Raw genomic sequence first — 16,257 nt, 5'->3', positions numbered from 1 at the left:
AACCTCAATCACTCAAAATTACGAAAGGTGCTGGACCAATCGCTGTGCAATATCATTTAAAGGTACAACTTCTTTTGCGGCTCCAAGCCTTACAGCAGCCCCTGGCATTCCCCATACAAGACTTGTTGCCTCATCTTGCACAATAGAGTGAGCACCTTTATCCACTAGGCTTTTCATAGCCATTGCACCATCTTCACCCATACCCGTTAGCATGACAGTCGTCACGTTACGCTGATCTAAAGATGCAATAGAGTCAAACATAACTTCTACCGAAGGCTTATGGCGATTTACTGGAGCGCTATCATCTAAAACACAAACAAATTCATGACCGTTCTGCTTTATTCTGAGATGAAAATCCCCCGGTGCGATATAGACATGCCCCGGTTGAAGAACATCGCCCGCTTTCGCTTCAGCTACATTTAGATCACAGTTCTTATTTAGACGATTTGCAAACCTATCACTAAAACTCGCAGGTATATGCTGCGTAACAATGATCGGTGGCATATTGGTTGGCAATGAAGCCAAAATATGATGCAAAGCCTCTGTTCCACCTGTTGACGAACCAATAGCGACTAGCTGATTTCTTGCACGCGCCATAGGAGCTTTAGTAACAACTTTTGCGATTTGCTCTCGATTAATGCGATTAAACTTTAGTTTGGCAGAAGTTGAAGCTGCAGCCTTCACTTTCGCGACTAAATCAGACTGAAATAATTCTAAATGATCGTCTGACTGAGTGTTTGAAGGCTTAGCTATATAATCTATCGCACCAATTTCTAATGACTGTAGAGTGGCATCAGCGCCTTCATGCGTCAGAGTCGACAGCATAACTACAGGCATCGGGTTTAATTTCATTAAATTCTTTAAGAAAGTGATGCCATCCATTTTTGGCATTTCAATATCTAGCGTTAGCACATCTGGCTTCAACTGCTTGATCTTGTCTCTAGCATCGTAAGGGTCAACTGCAGTGCCTACGACCTCAATACTAGGATCTAAAGATAACAATTCGCTAATCACTCCGCGGACCAAGGCAGAATCATCAACTATCAATACCCGAGTTTTTTCCATATCAGGGTAATTTCCTTTAAAAGAGTTCAACATCGGAATCATCCAAATGCTGATCAACATCAATTTGGTAAGAACGCTCTTCAGCAATTACAAGCTGGTCATCACGGTGATCTAGTTTGTTAACTAACATACGTCCAGTGGTTGGGAAAAATGCCACTCGACGAGCTTGATCTCCACCTAAATCTGAGGCTATCAGTTTTAAACCTTCGTCATCTATATACTTAAGAATAAAATCTATATTTTGCTGACCGATATTGGCGATGCCAGACATCATATTCCCACCGCCAGTTAACTTGACTTGTAAGTTTTCTCTCAGGCAGCCATGCTTCATTAGCTCATTAACCAACTGCTCCATAGCAAACAAACCATATCGAGAGGATCGCTGCATATCATCATTGGGGCCGCCAGTAGGCAACATAAAATGATTTAAACCACCATAGCCCGTCACAGGATCAAAGATACAAGCCGAAATACAGGAGCCCAACAAAGTCGTGATAACCAACTCATCATTTGCAATATAAAACTCACCCGGCTTTACCTTTACGGCATAAAGCTCCCAGCGCGGCTCCCAGAAAGATTTAAAATGCTGAAAACCGGATACATATTTAGGTAGTTTCTGTTCTACAGGCATCCAGTTCACCCTACCTTTCTGTAGATAGTTTTACCCACTAACTCAAAATTACTAGCATGGCGTGCCAATGCTTCAGAATGCCCTACAAATAGATAACCATTAGGTTTGAGTAAAGAATGCATTCGATCCAATAAGCGTGCTTGCGTATTTTGATCGAAATAGATCATTACATTTCGACAAAAAATAAAATCTAAAGGCCCTTCGATTGGCCAATCCTGCATCAAATTCAGATAATTAAACCTGAGCAAATTTTGCAGTTCAGGTTTAACTTTAACAAAACCTTTTTGTGAGCCCTTTCCTTTCAAGAACCAACGTTTCAGTTGTGAATCAGGCAGATTTTTTATTCGGTCTTCCGTGTAGATACCCGATTTTGCACTACTCAACACTTTGGAATCTATATCAGTCGCCAATAAGCGGATATCCCAACTCGAAGGGTCTATCCCCGCCTCTAACAAAGTGATTGCCAAGCTGTAGGGCTCTTCTCCTAGAGAACAACCAGCGGACCAACCTCTAACCCGAGAAGCATTACTCGCTTTTATTTCTGGAATAATCGTATTTGTTATAAATTCAAAATGGTGCTTTTCACGGAAAAAAGCAGTTAGATTTGTGGTAAGCGCATTAATAAATTGACTAAATTCGACAGGGTTATTGTCTAAAAAAGAGAAATAATCATCAAAGTTAGCAAGTTTTAACTCTCTCAGGCGTCGTACCAAACGGTTATAGGCCATATCTTGCTTGTGATCAGCTAGTACAATTCCAGCATAATCGTAAAGCTCATCCCTTACCTTCACAAAATGTTGTCTTGTAAAGGTAAACTCTCGGGATCTGGTAGAATCTGATGCCATTAACGCTCCCTGAAATTTAAAAGAGTGTTAAACAGCCTATCAATTCAGATAGGCTGTTTTTTACTACTTAAAACTCTTCCCACTCATCACCACTAGCACCGGCACTTATAATTGGCTGCTTTGGTACAGTGCGTTTAACTTCAGGCTTGCGCTCAGTTTGAACGTTCTGGCTTGCTAACTCTCTTAGACGGCTCACACCTTCAGTTTTTGTCGGTGCTTGCACTGAGCTAGACATACCCTCTGCTTCTACTACTTCAAATTGGTTTACTAGAGTTTGAAGTTGACCAGCTTGCTCTTCCATAGACGCAGAAGCAGCCGCAACCTCCTCTACCAGTGCCGCATTTTGCTGAGTACCTTCATCCATTTGCGTTACAGCAATGTTCACTTGCTCAATACCAATCGCCTGTTCACGGCTAGCTGCAGCAATTTCACTGATGATTGTCGATACGTTTTTGATAGCGTCCATGATTTCAGCTAACGCTTTGCCGGACTCATCAACGAACAATCCACCCTCTTCAACTTTTTCAACGCTATCGCTGATCAGCTCTTTGATCTCTTTCGCCGCACTTGCGCTTCGTTGAGCAAGACTACGAACTTCGGATGCAACTACTGCGAAACCACGACCTTGTTCGCCAGCTCGCGCGGCTTCTACAGCTGCGTTCAAAGCAAGCAAGTTAGTCTGGAAAGCAATTTCATCAATCACGCCGATAATTTCTGCAATTTTGGTCGAGCTAGCACGAATATCACCCATTGAGGTCACAACCTTATTGGAGATCTCGCCACCCTTCTCAGCCAATTTCTGAGCATCACTTGCCTGATTTCGTGCTTCATCAGCGTTGTCAGCATTTTGCTTAACCGTACTGGTCATCTGCTCCATGCTTGCTGCAGTTTCTTGTAAACTTGCAGCTTGAGATTCTGTACGGGAACTTAGTGTTGTGTTACCACTTGAGATTTCAGAAGCACCCGTTGTGATACTTGCACCCGCTGTTCTGATCTCACCAACCATTGTATTTAAGTTGTGCAAGGAACTATTAAGCGCATTGTTCAACTCTGCAAATTCACCTTGGAAATTACCGGACATCTGCTGGGTCAAATCACCATCAGACATAGCATTTAACACACGTTTAACTTCGCGAAGAGGCTCTACTACAGCATCCAGCATTTGGTTAACACCAGAAGCAATATTCGCCATAAAACCACTATAAAGTTCTACATCTAGTCGCTCGTTCAATTCGCCTTGTGAAGCTTTTTGAATCAGATTAGCAACTTGGTCTTCCGCAACAAGCTGATCAGTAATATCCATCCACTCAACAACTGTACCCAGTCGTTGGCTGTTCTCATCAATTACTGGGTTGGCAATCAAACTAAAGCTACGTGTACCAACTTTAATTTTACCATTATATGTGGTTTTAAGACCTTCCAGCATGCGGCGCTGATGTTCAGGATTTTTATGGAAAATATCGAAATTAGATCCCAAAATTGTTTCAGCATCAAAATCGGGTAATTGTTCACGAATATCTGCTTCAGCATTACGCATCATTCCTAAGACTGCATCATTACAATAAATAATATTGCCGTCGTTATCCGCCAACATAACATTAGAAGACACGTTATCTAGAGCTACTTTAATGCGAGAAGCACGATTCGCTGCTTCTTTGGCATCATTCACTTCGTAACCGAGCTTTGTCGCTAGAATTTTGACATTTCGTTTTAGCTCACCCGTTTCGCCAGGTTCATCCAAAGGAATTGGCGCTAGATAGTCTCCTTCAGTGATATCAAGCATGTGTCGCTTAGCTTCTTGCAGAGGTTTTATAACATCTGTTTTAAGGCTCTTACTTGCGCCAAAGAACAAGTACAAAAAGGCGAGAACAGGACCAAGCATAAGTGCTTCACCTGGAAGACCTGCAAGATAAATGGCTGCATTAATTAATAGAGCACCAACCACTGCCACCACTGCATGATGAGTTACCTGACCACCCAAATTTTGGCTTGGAACTGCTCCAGGTGAAGGCAAGGTCGCCTCATTCCGTTTCAGTTTCGCATATAGAGCTGTAGCCTGTTCAATTTCATCCTGACTTGGGCGAGTTCGTACAGACATGTACTCAACAATCTCACCATTGCGGAAAATAGGGGTAACATTAGCCTTAACCCAATAGTAATCACCATTTTTACAACGGTTTTTTACTAATTTTGACCATGGACGTCCCAACTTAAGGGTATCCCATAGATCTTTAAAGGCCGCAGGGGGCATATCGGGGTGACGAACCACATTGTGGTTTTTCCCCACTAACTCATCCCGACTAAACCCACTGATCTCTATAAAGTCCGGATTGGTATAAGTAATTATCCCTTTCAGGTTTGTTTTTGTAACAAGTTCCTGACCATCTCTGAGCTTAACTTCGCGATCCGTAACCGGCTCATTGATTTTCATTTCTTATCCTCCGCCCCTTACACTTCAGCTCTTGTTGATGAGTCTGCAGCTAACTCATCGGAATTCATTAATTCATCTATGTCCATCAGGACAATCATTTTGTCATCCTGCGCCACAAGGCCAGTAATAAATTCAGCATTTATCACTCCACCTATCTGTGGTGCTGGTTGTATCTGATTTGTTGACAGCGTATATGTTTCAGCAACCGCATCAACAATGATCCCCATCACACGTTGACTAGTGCCACTATCTACATTGATCACAATAACAACTGTTGTAGGCCCATATTCGACAGGATTAAGACCAAATCGCAAACGCAGATCAATCACAGGAATAATCGCCCCACGTAAGTTCAGCACACCTTTTAGGTAGTCAGGCATATCTGGCACATGAGTAACCGGCGTCCAGCCTCTAAGTTCCTGCACCCTAAGAATATCCACCCCGTACTCTTCATCATCAAGAAGAAAACTTAGATATTGGTGCCCATCGGCTGTTTGATCTAAAAGCTCAGATTGCTCCTGCCATTCAGTATCTGTCATGCCACAGCTCCCTGATCAGCATGTTCACTACGTGATATTTCATTTCGTTTTTGAGCAGCTTTTGCCGATTCAAAATCCAAACCGCGTTTCATCAGACCGGCAATATCAAGGATTAGCGCCACACTGCCATCGCCCAAGATCGTTGCTCCTGCAAACCCTTCAATACGCTTGAAGTTAACTTCCAAGCTTTTAATTACAACCTGCTGCTGTCCAAATAGTTCATCTACAACTAAACCGATTTTTTGCCCACCATTTTCAACAATGGCGATTAAACATGTATCAGTTTGATCTTCGTCGACAGGAAGCTTAAATAGAGTACGTAAGTTGATAAGCGGGATATATTCTTCGCGGAAATGAAGCAGTTTGTTTTCACCCGCAATCGGGCTCATTGCAGATTTATCAGCAAGGATTGTTTCTACAATAGAAATCAGCGGAACAATATAAGTTTCGTTATGCACACGAACAAGCTGACCGTCTAGTATGGCTAAAGTCAGAGGCAGACTGACACTAAAGGTTGAACCGTGACCGGGTTCAGAAGTCACGCTGACATGCCCGCCTAACGATTCAATATTACGTCTTACTACATCCATGCCAACGCCACGGCCCGATAGATCGCTCACCGCATCAGCTGTCGAAAAACCAGGTTTAAAGATAAGCTCATTAATTTCACTATCACTAAGCTGCTGATCAGCGGTTATAAGCCCGTTATCTAATGCTTTCTGGTAGATTTTTTCGGTGTTTAACCCACGACCATCATCGGTAATATCGATAATGATAAAGCCACCCTGATGATATGCATTAAGCTCCACCCTGCCGACTTCAGACTTACCTGCAGCCACACGCTCATCAGGCGCTTCTAAACCATGATCAAGAGAATTTCGAATCAAGTGAACCATTGGATCACCGATCTTCTCCATTACGGTCTTATCGATTTCCGTTTGTTCACCTGTAATAACGAGCTCTACTTTCTTACCTAACTTGCCACTGACATCATGAACCAAACGAGGGAAGCGGTTGAAAACAAAACTAATAGGCAACATACGAACACGCATTACATCTTCTTGGAGATCGCGCGTGTTTCTCTCTAATTGCTCAAGACCAGACTGCAGGCGCTCGACTTCAGAACCGCCGGTTATTTCAGCGAGCTCTTCTCCCACCTGTCCAAGCATGGCTTGAGTGATTACCAATTCACCAACACGGTTAATTAGTGCGTCGATTTTATCTGTATCTACCCTAATAGAGCTGCTCTCAGCTGCCTTAGGTTTCCGAGCTGTGCTAGCTTGATTTGCAGGTACAGAAGCACTTGATTTTTGTGTCTCAAGTTTGGGTGCAGACTCTGCTATAGGGGCAGAAGATTGAATTGCAGGGGGTTCTACGTTTGATGGCGTTCCACTTTCTACAGAACTTTCCTCAACTTCATTAGAAGACTGTTGCACTTTAGGTTCTAAATCTAGAGTACATTCATCCTCAACCCACTCAAACACCTCTTCTATTTCTTCTTTACTGCAATCAGATATCAGATCTAATTGCCAAGAAAGTAACAGCTGCTCTGGATTAAGCTTATCAAAATCGACTAGTCGCTCTAGATTAACTTGAATATCAAGTTGACCTAATTCTTCTAACGCTTCAAACATGAAACTAGGTTCATTGCCTGTTTCAAGCATTGAAGGCTTAGGGCTAAACAAGATTGACCATCCTGCTTCACTGCTTACAGCATCCTCTTTAACAGTGAGAGGATCAGAGCAAGCTTTCCCCTGATTTACTTCGAGATCACATTCGTCTTCTACCCATTCGAAGATTTCCCGAACCTCATCTTCTGAACAATCATCAGAAACGAGCTGTAAATCCCAAGAGAGAAAAAGTTCTTCTGAATTTATAGATGAAAAATCAGGCAAATTTGCAAAACTTGGAGTTGCCGTTAACTCACCTAACTCAGCCAAGGCTTCAAACATAAAAGCAGGCTCGTGGCCTGCCTGGAGTAGATCACGATGAGGGGTAAACTTTATATTCCAGCAAGACATCTCAGCATCAGCCTCACCAGAATCACTTACTGGAGCCTCGGACAGCGCTTGATCTTGAGAAGGCTCTTGCCCCAAAGCTTGCTCTAAACGCTGTTTTACTTGCTGGATCTTCGCAGCATCAACTTCAGGGCCATCTTGAGCCGCTTCAAGAAGCATTTTGATACAATCGACAGACTCAAGTAAGAGATTAACAAGCTCGGGGGTTATGGACTGTTTGCCACTACGTAACTCATCTAATAATGTTTCAACTACATGGGTAAAATCTGCTACTTCGTTGAAACCGAACGTGCCCGCACCGCCTTTTATTGAGTGCGCAGCACGAAAAATAGTATTGATCGTTTCTTCATCGGCTGAATCAAGATTTAGAAGGCTGGACTCCATAACCTCTAAACCTTCATAGCTCTCTTCAAGGAAAGTAGCTATAAACTGTGATAGATCAATACTCATAATGCTATCTACCGTACTACACGCTTAATTGTGCTAAGAAGTTTCTCAGGATTAAATGGTTTAACGAGCCACCCCGTTGCACCAGCCGCTTTACCCCTCTGTTTCATTTCAGGGGAACTTTCGGTAGTTAAAACTAAAATTGGCGTAAACTTAAACGCGGGTAATTTACGCAACTCGGCACACAATGTAATGCCGTCCATAATCGGCATATTTACATCTGTAAGAACCAAATCGAAACGTCCTGTTTGAGCCTTACCTAAAGCTTCCTGCCCATTAGCCGCTTCTACTACTTGGTAACCTTCCTGTTTAAGGGTAAAGGTCACCATATTTCTTAGGGAAGCCGAATCATCAACAACTAAGATGCTAGCCATTTATACTAATCTCCACATAAATCCTGAGCAGGTTAATCATTTTTAAGGGATAGAGTTTTTTCTAGACCTAACTGACATGCAGTCTTCACTAGAGAATCAGAAGGGTTTTTCCACTCTACAGACTTTTGCAAGTTTTGCGCTTTCAAGCAAAAAGCCGTTAACAGCTGCAGTGCGGCAGTATCTACTCGACTGAGCTGAGCACCATCTAAGACAACAGAATCAACCGAGTTTAGGTAATTACCTAACTTTTGCTGCCATTCAGTCACATTTGCAATAGATAGCTCTTCAGGCATTGCCAATACACTGTTAGCGTCCATCATGGATGTTCCTTATTTCTATAAGAATTACATCAATATACCGCTTCAATACACTTTAAATTACAAGGGGTATAAAAATCATCTATAAAATTCGCCTAACTGGCACAATATGTCAAAGGATATTTATCAAAAAACTCTGATATTTCAGCATATTGCTCAAAACTCTCGACTAGTGATTACATATCAGTCAGTTTTGAAAAAGGTAGACTAGCTTTTCAATCATTTAGCTTAATAGCAGACAACTGCGCCTTGCGACGATCAGTATTCTTTAAAATCCTTGAACGCTCATCTTCCGACACTTTACTCCAACGAAGGATTTCGTCTAAAGATCGATAACACCCAACGCAAATATCATGCTCATTCAGGCAACAATTTCTTACGCAAGGGGATTCAATTTGATTTGGATTGGATTTAGAAAGCATAACTTCATTCCTTTGGCCAAACCGGCAATAACAATAATGTTGGATCATTACAGTTTGATGTACCGATATCGAGCTCCTTAAGCAATTATAGGGGGCTCTCCCCTAATAAGAGCATAGCAAAGTTTACCAATTCCGCTTTTTATAATGGCTTAGTAAAAGGCTTTCAGATTTTATGGAACCAATTGCTTAACTACCTCTCTAAATTTTCATTACCAGTATTTACAGGTTCTGTCGAAATGAAAAAAATAATTGCCATCTCAGCCATTTCAATACTTGGCGTGGGTATTGCGACCTTGTCCACAGGAAATGAGCAAGCCTCCCTATCAACTGCACCAGCAATAACACAATCAAATCAGCTTGCTATAGCTACTTTCGCCGGCGGCTGTTTCTGGTGCACAGAATCAGACTTTGAAAAGCTCGATGGTGTTGTTCAGGTCATTTCAGGCTATAGCGGAGGCGAAAAAGCAAATCCAAATTACAAAGAAGTTTCTGCAGGTTTAACCAAACACACTGAAGCGATTCAGGTGTACTACAACCCTGAAATAATCTCTTACGCTGGCCTACTCGAACATCTATGGCGAGTTATGAACCCAACCGATGGAGATGGTCAATTTGTTGATAGAGGGAAGCAGTACCGTCCGGCGGTTTACTATCATAATGCAGCTCAAAAACATGCTATCGATCAGTCTGTTGATGCACTTGTTAAGTCTGGCGTTTACGGTAAACCTTTAGAGACTGAAATTGCACCGTTTAAGAACTTCTTCCCTGCTGAGGATTATCACCAAGATTATTATGCGAAAAACCCACTTCGCTATAGCTACTACCGTAATGGCTCTGGTCGTGATCAATTTTTATCAAAGGTTTGGGGTGAAAATGCTAAACATGATCTATCCCAATACAAAGGCCAAAGTTCAGATGCTGACTATCGCATCCAACAGTTTGTAAAACCTTCTGAGCACTATTTAAAGTCTAATCTTAGTCCGCTTCAGTACAAAGTAACTCAAGAAGATGGCACAGAAAGACCATTTGATAACGAGTACTGGGATGAAAAGCGTGAAGGCATCTATGTAGATATCGTCAGTGGTGAACCACTCTTCTCATCGACGGATAAATACAAGTCCGGTACCGGCTGGCCGAGTTTTACTCAGCCTATCAAAGGAGTAGAAATCGTAGAGAAAGAGGACAACTCCTTCTTTATGAAACGAGTTGAAGTAAGAAGTTCACGAGCAGATTCTCATTTGGGTCATGTTTTTAACGATGGTCCAGCTCCAACAGGCTTACGTTATTGCATAAACTCAGCGTCTCTTCGCTTTGTACCTAAAGAGGAGCTAACAGCCCAAGGCTATGGGCAATTTGCGCAGCTTTTTAAATAAAACTGTCCATCTACACAAATAAAAAAGGCAGCGAGATTCGCTGCCTTTTTCTTATCCTTGATTTACTTTATCGAGCATTCCACGCGATACACTCTTCTAAAGTGACACCCTTACCGCCAAAGATATCTAGAGCGCTGCCGATTGTAAGATCGACATTGCCTTGAGATAGCTGATCCACCAGCTTTAGATCTTCTAGAGAACGCGCCCCACCGGCATAAGTAACTGGAATCGAACACGCTTTTCCTAAGAGCTTAACTAGCTCTTGATCTATACCACCCTGTAAGCCCTCAACGTCCGCAGCATGGATTAAAAATTCAGCGCAATGTTCACCTAATTCAGACAAAGTTTTCTCATCAACTGCCAGACTCGTCACCGTTTGCCAACGGTCGGTCGCTATATTCCAACCCGTTTCCGTACGACGGCAGCTAAGGTCCAAAATAAGCTTATCAGCACCAGTTTCAGCTTTAATCTTCTCTAAACGTTCCCAGCTGAATTGACCTTGATCGAATAGATACGAAGTAACAATAACGTGGGATGCACCGGCTTCTAGAAACTCAGTAGCGTTTTCATTATTTACACCACCACCAAACTGGAGACCACCTTTCCAAGTTGAGAGCGCTAATAAAGCCTGCTCTTTGTTACCAGGCCCTAATGCGATGACGTGACCGCCCGTCAGATTATGCTGCTGATAAAGTTCCGCATAATAAGCCGCATCATAAGGGCTTACATAATTGGTATCAGCACCACTATCTTGCAAGCTACCTCCAACAATTTGCTTAACCTGCCCTTGGTGCAGATCGATACATGGACGAAACTGTGTCACGCTATCTCCTGATCATCGAAGCTGAAAGGCGCTATTTTATAGAGCGAATCGCTTTAGGTATATGCCAATCATTTGATTCTTATACATAACGGCGCTTAGCGTCGGTTACTTTGACCAAATAGCGCTGTGTTTCTAATGGCATGCGGCTCTGCAATCTCTGCCACACGCTAGAGGAAGATGATCGATTAATCGCACTAATTGCTTGCCGACGATCACTAGAGAAACTTCGAAGCACATTACCCACACCACCGTTGTACGCAGCAATTATGCAAAATTCCTTGCTCTGCGGATCCCTTACTTCAACTAAATAACGTGTTTGTAAAATATGCAGATAAGCACACCCCATACGGATATTATTCTCGACATTGAATAGATAATTCCTAGAAGGAGTACCGGCGCGACCATAAATCTCTTGGTGAGCATCTCGTCCAGCTGTTGTTGGAACAATCTGCATTAATCCATAAGCTGGAGCATGACTGACCGCAAAAGGGTTAAAGTGACTTTCAGTCTCGATGATCGCATACACTAAGGAGGGATTGATATTGTATTGTCGAGAATACTTGTCCACTAAAGTGGCGTATCGATAGCGCCTTTTTAAGCGGTGCTTTTCGACCAAAGGAAGCTCAACAAAATACTCCGTTTTTGTAACACCATTAGCGGTCTTTACTTGACGTTTCTGTAACGAATTCGCTAGAAGGTATTTTGCATATCGCTCAGCGCGCCACCCCCATCTTACTGGTTGGCCTTCATGATCTAGGATCTGCTGATACAGAAAAGGCTCTCCCCCCAAAGTAACTGGGGCATCCGAATAAAGATCGACTTGGGTTGGATCTTCTGGCGATAACAGCAAAGTTACTATCGCACTTTGCAGCTTGCTCTGATCTAAAGTTTCGACGCGAATTTGTCCTTTTTCGAAGTCTACGATTCCTCGACTCAGGTACTTATCGGTATATTTAACATAGGTCGTTGGCGTGGGCTGAAGGGCTTCATCCTCTCCCCATACACTGCTGATCAGTTGAGAGAACTTTTTAATATCATTAACCAAACCTTTAGGGTTGGTCACCCAACCGGTCGCTTTACTTTTAGCGTGAGAGGTAAGTGCACCTTCAACACTTTGGCCTCTTGCTACACTGGTTGCGATTCGAAATGCATCATGAGTTGTACAACCAGCTAAACCTAGCGGAAGTAAGCCCAGTAAAAAGCGTCTGCGTGTGAGCATAGAACCTCTAATCAGGGGAAATAAGGCAGTATAATCTAATAAATAATTCTGCCTAACTTAGGTCTGGGACAGTAACCTAATCAGATCAACATACGCAATGATCAGACCGTTAAACACTTATTTAATTTGGGTATATCTTCTCTCTGGACGCCCAACACTGCCGTAGCTAACTTCAGCCATAAGCTCATTTGCACTCACTAAGAACTCGAGATAGCGCCTTGCCGTAGTACGACTCGCGCCGATCTCCTCCCCAACCTCTTCAGCATTGAGTGGGGTATTTACTGCACAAAAAACATTTCGGACTTTATCTAAAGTAATACCATCAATGCCTTTTGGTAGGCGAGCCACTCCTGTAACAGTTGAAAGGCTTGAGCTTTGTCCAATAGACCGAGGTAGCACTGTATCCACATCACTTTGAGCCAATAACTCCATAGCTTGAAGTTTCTTAAGGTGTAGTTGATAGTTTTCGAGGGTTTCCTGCAGCCGATCAAAAACCAGTGGCTTTAAAATATAATCAAACACGCCACCACGCAGTGCCTCGCGCAGGGTTTCCACCTCTTTGGCGGCGGTAATTAAAATAACATCCGTCCCGTGATTACCTGAACGCAGCTTTCTTAATAAATCCAAACCGGTTCCTGTCGGAAACTGGATATCAAGCAACAAAAGCTCTGGCTGTAAGACCTCAACAAGATCCTCTGCTTCTTCTAGCCCGTGAGCAATCCCAACTAACTCAAATCCAGAGATGCGCTCTAAAAACCGCTTTTGTATCTCAGCTATTTGCTGATCATCTTCTGCAATAACAACTCGAATATCACTCATCTTTTTATACTTGTTAATTGAGTTTTATTTCACTGAGTATCAAGCTTTAGCAATACTCATTTCTTTATACCTACGAATAAACCTCACCCCTGAGCTTTGGGGATATAGACGATAAATCGACTTCCCCCTTTTTCTCCTAGTTCACAGGTCACTGTGCCATTTAAATTACCTAAAAGCTGTTTCACTAGATGTAACCCAATGCCGTGCCCATCTTTAGTTTTGCTGGTATATCCTTTTTCAAAGATCTTCTCTTGATCGCCTTCTTTTACACCTGGCCCTTGATCTTCAATCTCAAAAATTAGATCTGTACCCAGATCCAACATACTAAGCGCAACCTCTCCACCTATACCCGTATGCTCCCATGTAGCCTCAAGTGCATTATCGATTAAGTTGCCGATAATGCTGACTAAGTGTTCTCGAGGGAGCTTCTCGGGTAGCGATAGCATTCTACTATCAGGATCAATAATAAGGTGAAGCCCCATCTCTTTAGCACGGTTATATTTACCTAATAAACACCCTGCCAATACAGGATCAGAAACCGCTTCACGTAACAATGTGATCAGCTCTTGATGGCTTTGCGCCTCTTGTCCTATCAGCGCCTGAGCCTCATCAGTTGCCCCAATCTGAATCAAACCTGCAATGGTATGCAGTTTATTAGAATATTCATGTGACTGGCTGCGTAAACTGTCTGCGTATTGCTGAATTCGCGTTAGTTTTTTACTCACCATTGCTAATTCGTCTTTACGCCTAAAACTCGAAACAACTCCAGTAATCTGATCACCTTGTTTTAACGGTAAGCGGTTAGCAATGAGGTTTTGTCCATAGAGCCAGACCTCCTCGTCAAATTGCGGCTGCCCTGTTTTTAGCACCTCTAGCATTGTACTGTCGGGTAACACCTCTGATATATGTCGCCCCGTCAGCTCTGCATAATCGGCTAAGCCTAATGTTTCCACAGCTGTTCGATTAAAGGTTGTGATCCGTCCATCATTATTGATAGCGATTATCCCTTCACGCACCGATTCTAACGTTGCTCTTTGCTCATCAAATAAACGAGCGATCTGCTCAGGTTCTAAGCCAAAAATGGCTCGCTTAAAGTGATTAGCAAACCAAACCGCAATCATTGCGCTTAATAAAAATGACGCCCCAATAACAGCGATCAGTGTGATCCGATACTCTTCAATAATGTTTTCGACCTGATCAAGATGATAACCAACTGATACCAGACCTATAACCTCACCCTCATTTGAAAAGATCGGCGCTTTTCCCCGCATCGACCACCCCATGCTGCCTAAAGCTTTAGAAAGGTACCCCTGACCAGCAACAAGCGCCGGAGCATTATCATCACCTTCATCATCAGACATCGGCCGACCAATTTTTTCTGTTCGTGGATGTGCTAAACGGATCCCCTGCTTATCTCCAATCACAACAAAGCGAGCTTGAGTTTCTTCTGCTAATCGCAAACTTAAAGGCTGTAAATATTGGCTATCGCCCCTTTGTACTGCGTCGATGATCTGTGGAGCGACAGCAATTGTTTTAGCCACATCTAAAGCTCTTTGACCAATCTGTTCATCTAGCGATTTATGCAGGTAATGGACCGCAAAAACACCGATAAAACCTGTCTGCACAATCGCCATTAATCCCAAAATCAGGATCATACGGCTCTTAAGCTTTAATCGGCTTAGTAATTTAATATCCAAACTCATTCAGTGAACTCGCTAAATACCCTAATCATTAGATACTTTAAAGCTTAGCTAACCTCGATTAAAAAGCCCCGTAAACATTATGAACAAAATGATTTTTAAGGATTAAAAAGCCTTTAATTTCATAAGCTTCATTTGCCGAATAAACCTCACTACTTTGTAGGCATCACAAAAATAAATACGAGGTGATCTCGATGTTCGGTAAAGTTAAAAGCAAAAAAACTCTGATGGCGGCCGTATTAACAACATGCATGACAGCCGGTGTTTCCTACCAAGCTCAAGCCATGGAAAGCATTCACTTTCTAATCCCTGGTGGTGCTGGCGGCGGCTGGGATTCAACAGCCCGTGGCACAGGCGAAGCGCTATCTAAAGCAGGTATTGTTGATACTATTTCTTACGAAAACATGTCTGGCGGTGGCGGTGGTAAAGCCATTGCTCACTTGATCGAGACAGCTGAACAGAAGCAAGACACCTTGATGGTGAACTCAACTCCTATCGTAATTCGTTCATTATCTAAAGTATTCCCACAATCATTCCGTGACCTAACACCAATCGCTGCAACTATCGGCGATTACGGTGCCTTTGTAGTTAAGAAAGATTCAAAATACACCGATTTCAAACAAGTGGTTGCTGACTACAAAGCTAACCCGCGCTCTATCAAAATTGCAGGCGGTTCTGCTCGTGGCAGTATGGATCATCTAGTAGCAGCAATGGCATTTAAAGCAACAGGCGGTGATGCACGTCAAGTTCGCTATGTTGCTTACGATGCAGGCGGTAAAGCAATGGCTGGCCTTCTTTCTGGAGAAACACAACTTCTATCAACAGGTTTCAGTGAAGCGTTAGCCCTAGCTGAAGCAGGCGAAGTACGCATTCTAGTCATGACAGGTAGCGAACGAAATGAAGCAGCACCAGAGGTCCCAACCCTAAAAGAACTTGGCTATGACACTACATTTGTAAACTGGCGTGGTTTCTTCGCAGCACCAGGCACAAGTGAAGCGCAACAAGCTGAGTTTATTGAATCTCTAGACAAAATGTACGACACACCTGAGTGGGAAACCGTACGTTCACGTAATGGCTGGACAGAGATTTTCAAACCAGGTCCTGAATTTGTCTCATTCCTAGAAACTCAGGAAAAAGAAGTTGGTGCTCTAATGCGCGAACTTGGATTCCTTAAGTAAACACACTCTCATTTCGCAGCAATATTCCTGACTTTGATTAAGTCAGGCCTTCTTTA

At 42.8% G+C, this 16,257-nt stretch carries 15 protein-coding genes; 2 read left to right on the top strand and 13 right to left on the bottom strand.

What is annotated here, in order from left to right:
* Positions 1-18: 18 nt before the first annotated feature.
* The 9 genes from ACMXYT_RS05910 to ACMXYT_RS05870 all read right to left on the bottom strand — a co-directional run bounded on the left by ACMXYT_RS05910 (position 19) and on the right by ACMXYT_RS05870 (position 9,089).
* Positions 19-1,065, bottom strand: coding sequence for a protein-glutamate methylesterase/protein-glutamine glutaminase (locus ACMXYT_RS05910; RefSeq protein ID WP_415912019.1), 1,047 nt, complete (start codon positions 1,063-1,065; stop codon positions 19-21).
* Between the two features lie 16 nt (positions 1,066-1,081).
* Positions 1,082-1,696: a chemotaxis protein CheD gene (locus ACMXYT_RS05905; RefSeq protein WP_415900700.1), complete on the bottom strand. Its 615-nt coding sequence runs from the start codon at positions 1,694-1,696 to the stop codon at positions 1,082-1,084.
* Positions 1,697-1,701: 5 nt separating this feature from the next.
* Positions 1,702-2,541 carry a CheR family methyltransferase gene (locus ACMXYT_RS05900; protein WP_415900699.1) on the bottom strand — a complete coding sequence of 280 codons (840 nt, stop codon included), beginning with the start codon at positions 2,539-2,541 and terminating at the stop codon, positions 1,702-1,704.
* Positions 2,542-2,608: 67 nt separating this feature from the next.
* Entirely contained in the window at positions 2,609-4,972 is a 2,364-nt protein-coding gene (locus tag ACMXYT_RS05895) for a methyl-accepting chemotaxis protein (RefSeq protein WP_415900698.1), read from the bottom strand.
* Between the two features lie 17 nt (positions 4,973-4,989).
* The gene (locus tag ACMXYT_RS05890; protein ID WP_415893937.1) at positions 4,990-5,511 is read right to left on the bottom strand and encodes a chemotaxis protein CheW; all 522 of its coding nucleotides are present in this window, start codon (positions 5,509-5,511) and stop codon (positions 4,990-4,992) included.
* On the bottom strand, positions 5,508-7,979 hold the full coding sequence (locus tag ACMXYT_RS05885; protein WP_415900696.1) for a chemotaxis protein CheW: 2,472 nt from the start codon (positions 7,977-7,979) through the stop codon (positions 5,508-5,510). Before ACMXYT_RS05885 ends, ACMXYT_RS05890 begins: the two co-directional genes overlap by 4 nt.
* Positions 7,980-7,987: 8 nt before the next feature.
* Positions 7,988-8,350 carry a response regulator gene (locus ACMXYT_RS05880; protein ID WP_415900695.1) on the bottom strand — a complete coding sequence of 121 codons (363 nt, stop codon included), beginning with the start codon at positions 8,348-8,350 and terminating at the stop codon, positions 7,988-7,990.
* A 32-nt stretch (positions 8,351-8,382) separates the two neighbouring features.
* Positions 8,383-8,670, bottom strand: a complete 288-nt coding sequence (locus tag ACMXYT_RS05875) for an STAS domain-containing protein (protein ID WP_415900694.1) — start codon at positions 8,668-8,670, stop codon at positions 8,383-8,385.
* Positions 8,671-8,882: 212 nt separating this feature from the next.
* Positions 8,883-9,089 (bottom strand): DUF1289 domain-containing protein, encoded by a 207-nt coding sequence (locus ACMXYT_RS05870; RefSeq protein ID WP_415900693.1) that lies wholly within the window; start codon positions 9,087-9,089, stop codon positions 8,883-8,885.
* 338 nt (positions 9,090-9,427) lie between these two features.
* Here ACMXYT_RS05870 and msrB point away from each other — a divergent pair, with 338 nt between their 5' ends.
* On the top strand, positions 9,428-10,462 hold the full coding sequence (gene msrB / locus ACMXYT_RS05865) for a peptide-methionine (R)-S-oxide reductase MsrB (protein ID WP_415901102.1): 1,035 nt from the start codon (positions 9,428-9,430) through the stop codon (positions 10,460-10,462).
* A 67-nt stretch (positions 10,463-10,529) separates the two neighbouring features.
* Here the strand turns inward: msrB and hisA are convergent, their stop codons facing one another.
* The 4 genes from hisA to ACMXYT_RS05845 form a co-directional block, all read right to left on the bottom strand.
* Complete coding sequence (gene hisA / locus ACMXYT_RS05860; RefSeq protein ID WP_415900692.1) at positions 10,530-11,285, bottom strand: phosphoribosylformimino-5-aminoimidazole carboxamide ribotide isomerase; 756 nt, start codon at positions 11,283-11,285, stop codon at positions 10,530-10,532.
* Positions 11,286-11,364: 79 nt separating this feature from the next.
* Positions 11,365-12,504, bottom strand: coding sequence for a murein transglycosylase domain-containing protein (locus ACMXYT_RS05855; RefSeq protein WP_415900691.1), 1,140 nt, complete (start codon positions 12,502-12,504; stop codon positions 11,365-11,367).
* Between the two features lie 117 nt (positions 12,505-12,621).
* Positions 12,622-13,323, bottom strand: a complete 702-nt coding sequence (locus ACMXYT_RS05850; protein ID WP_415900690.1) for a response regulator — start codon at positions 13,321-13,323, stop codon at positions 12,622-12,624.
* 83 nt (positions 13,324-13,406) lie between these two features.
* Positions 13,407-15,026 (bottom strand): ATP-binding protein, encoded by a 1,620-nt coding sequence (locus tag ACMXYT_RS05845; RefSeq protein WP_415900689.1) that lies wholly within the window; start codon positions 15,024-15,026, stop codon positions 13,407-13,409.
* A gap of 191 nt (positions 15,027-15,217) precedes the next feature.
* Here ACMXYT_RS05845 and ACMXYT_RS05840 point away from each other — a divergent pair, with 191 nt between their 5' ends.
* Positions 15,218-16,201 (top strand): tripartite tricarboxylate transporter substrate binding protein, encoded by a 984-nt coding sequence (locus ACMXYT_RS05840; protein WP_415900688.1) that lies wholly within the window; start codon positions 15,218-15,220, stop codon positions 16,199-16,201.
* Positions 16,202-16,257: the final 56 nt, after the last annotated feature.

Origin of the sequence: Neptuniibacter sp. QD37_11, assembly GCF_047778105.1 — a bacterium.
Lineage (GTDB): Bacteria > Pseudomonadota > Gammaproteobacteria > Pseudomonadales > Balneatricaceae > Neptuniibacter.
The sequence above is the reverse complement of the archived record's forward strand: the minus strand, read 5'-3'. Positions and strand labels throughout refer to the sequence as shown.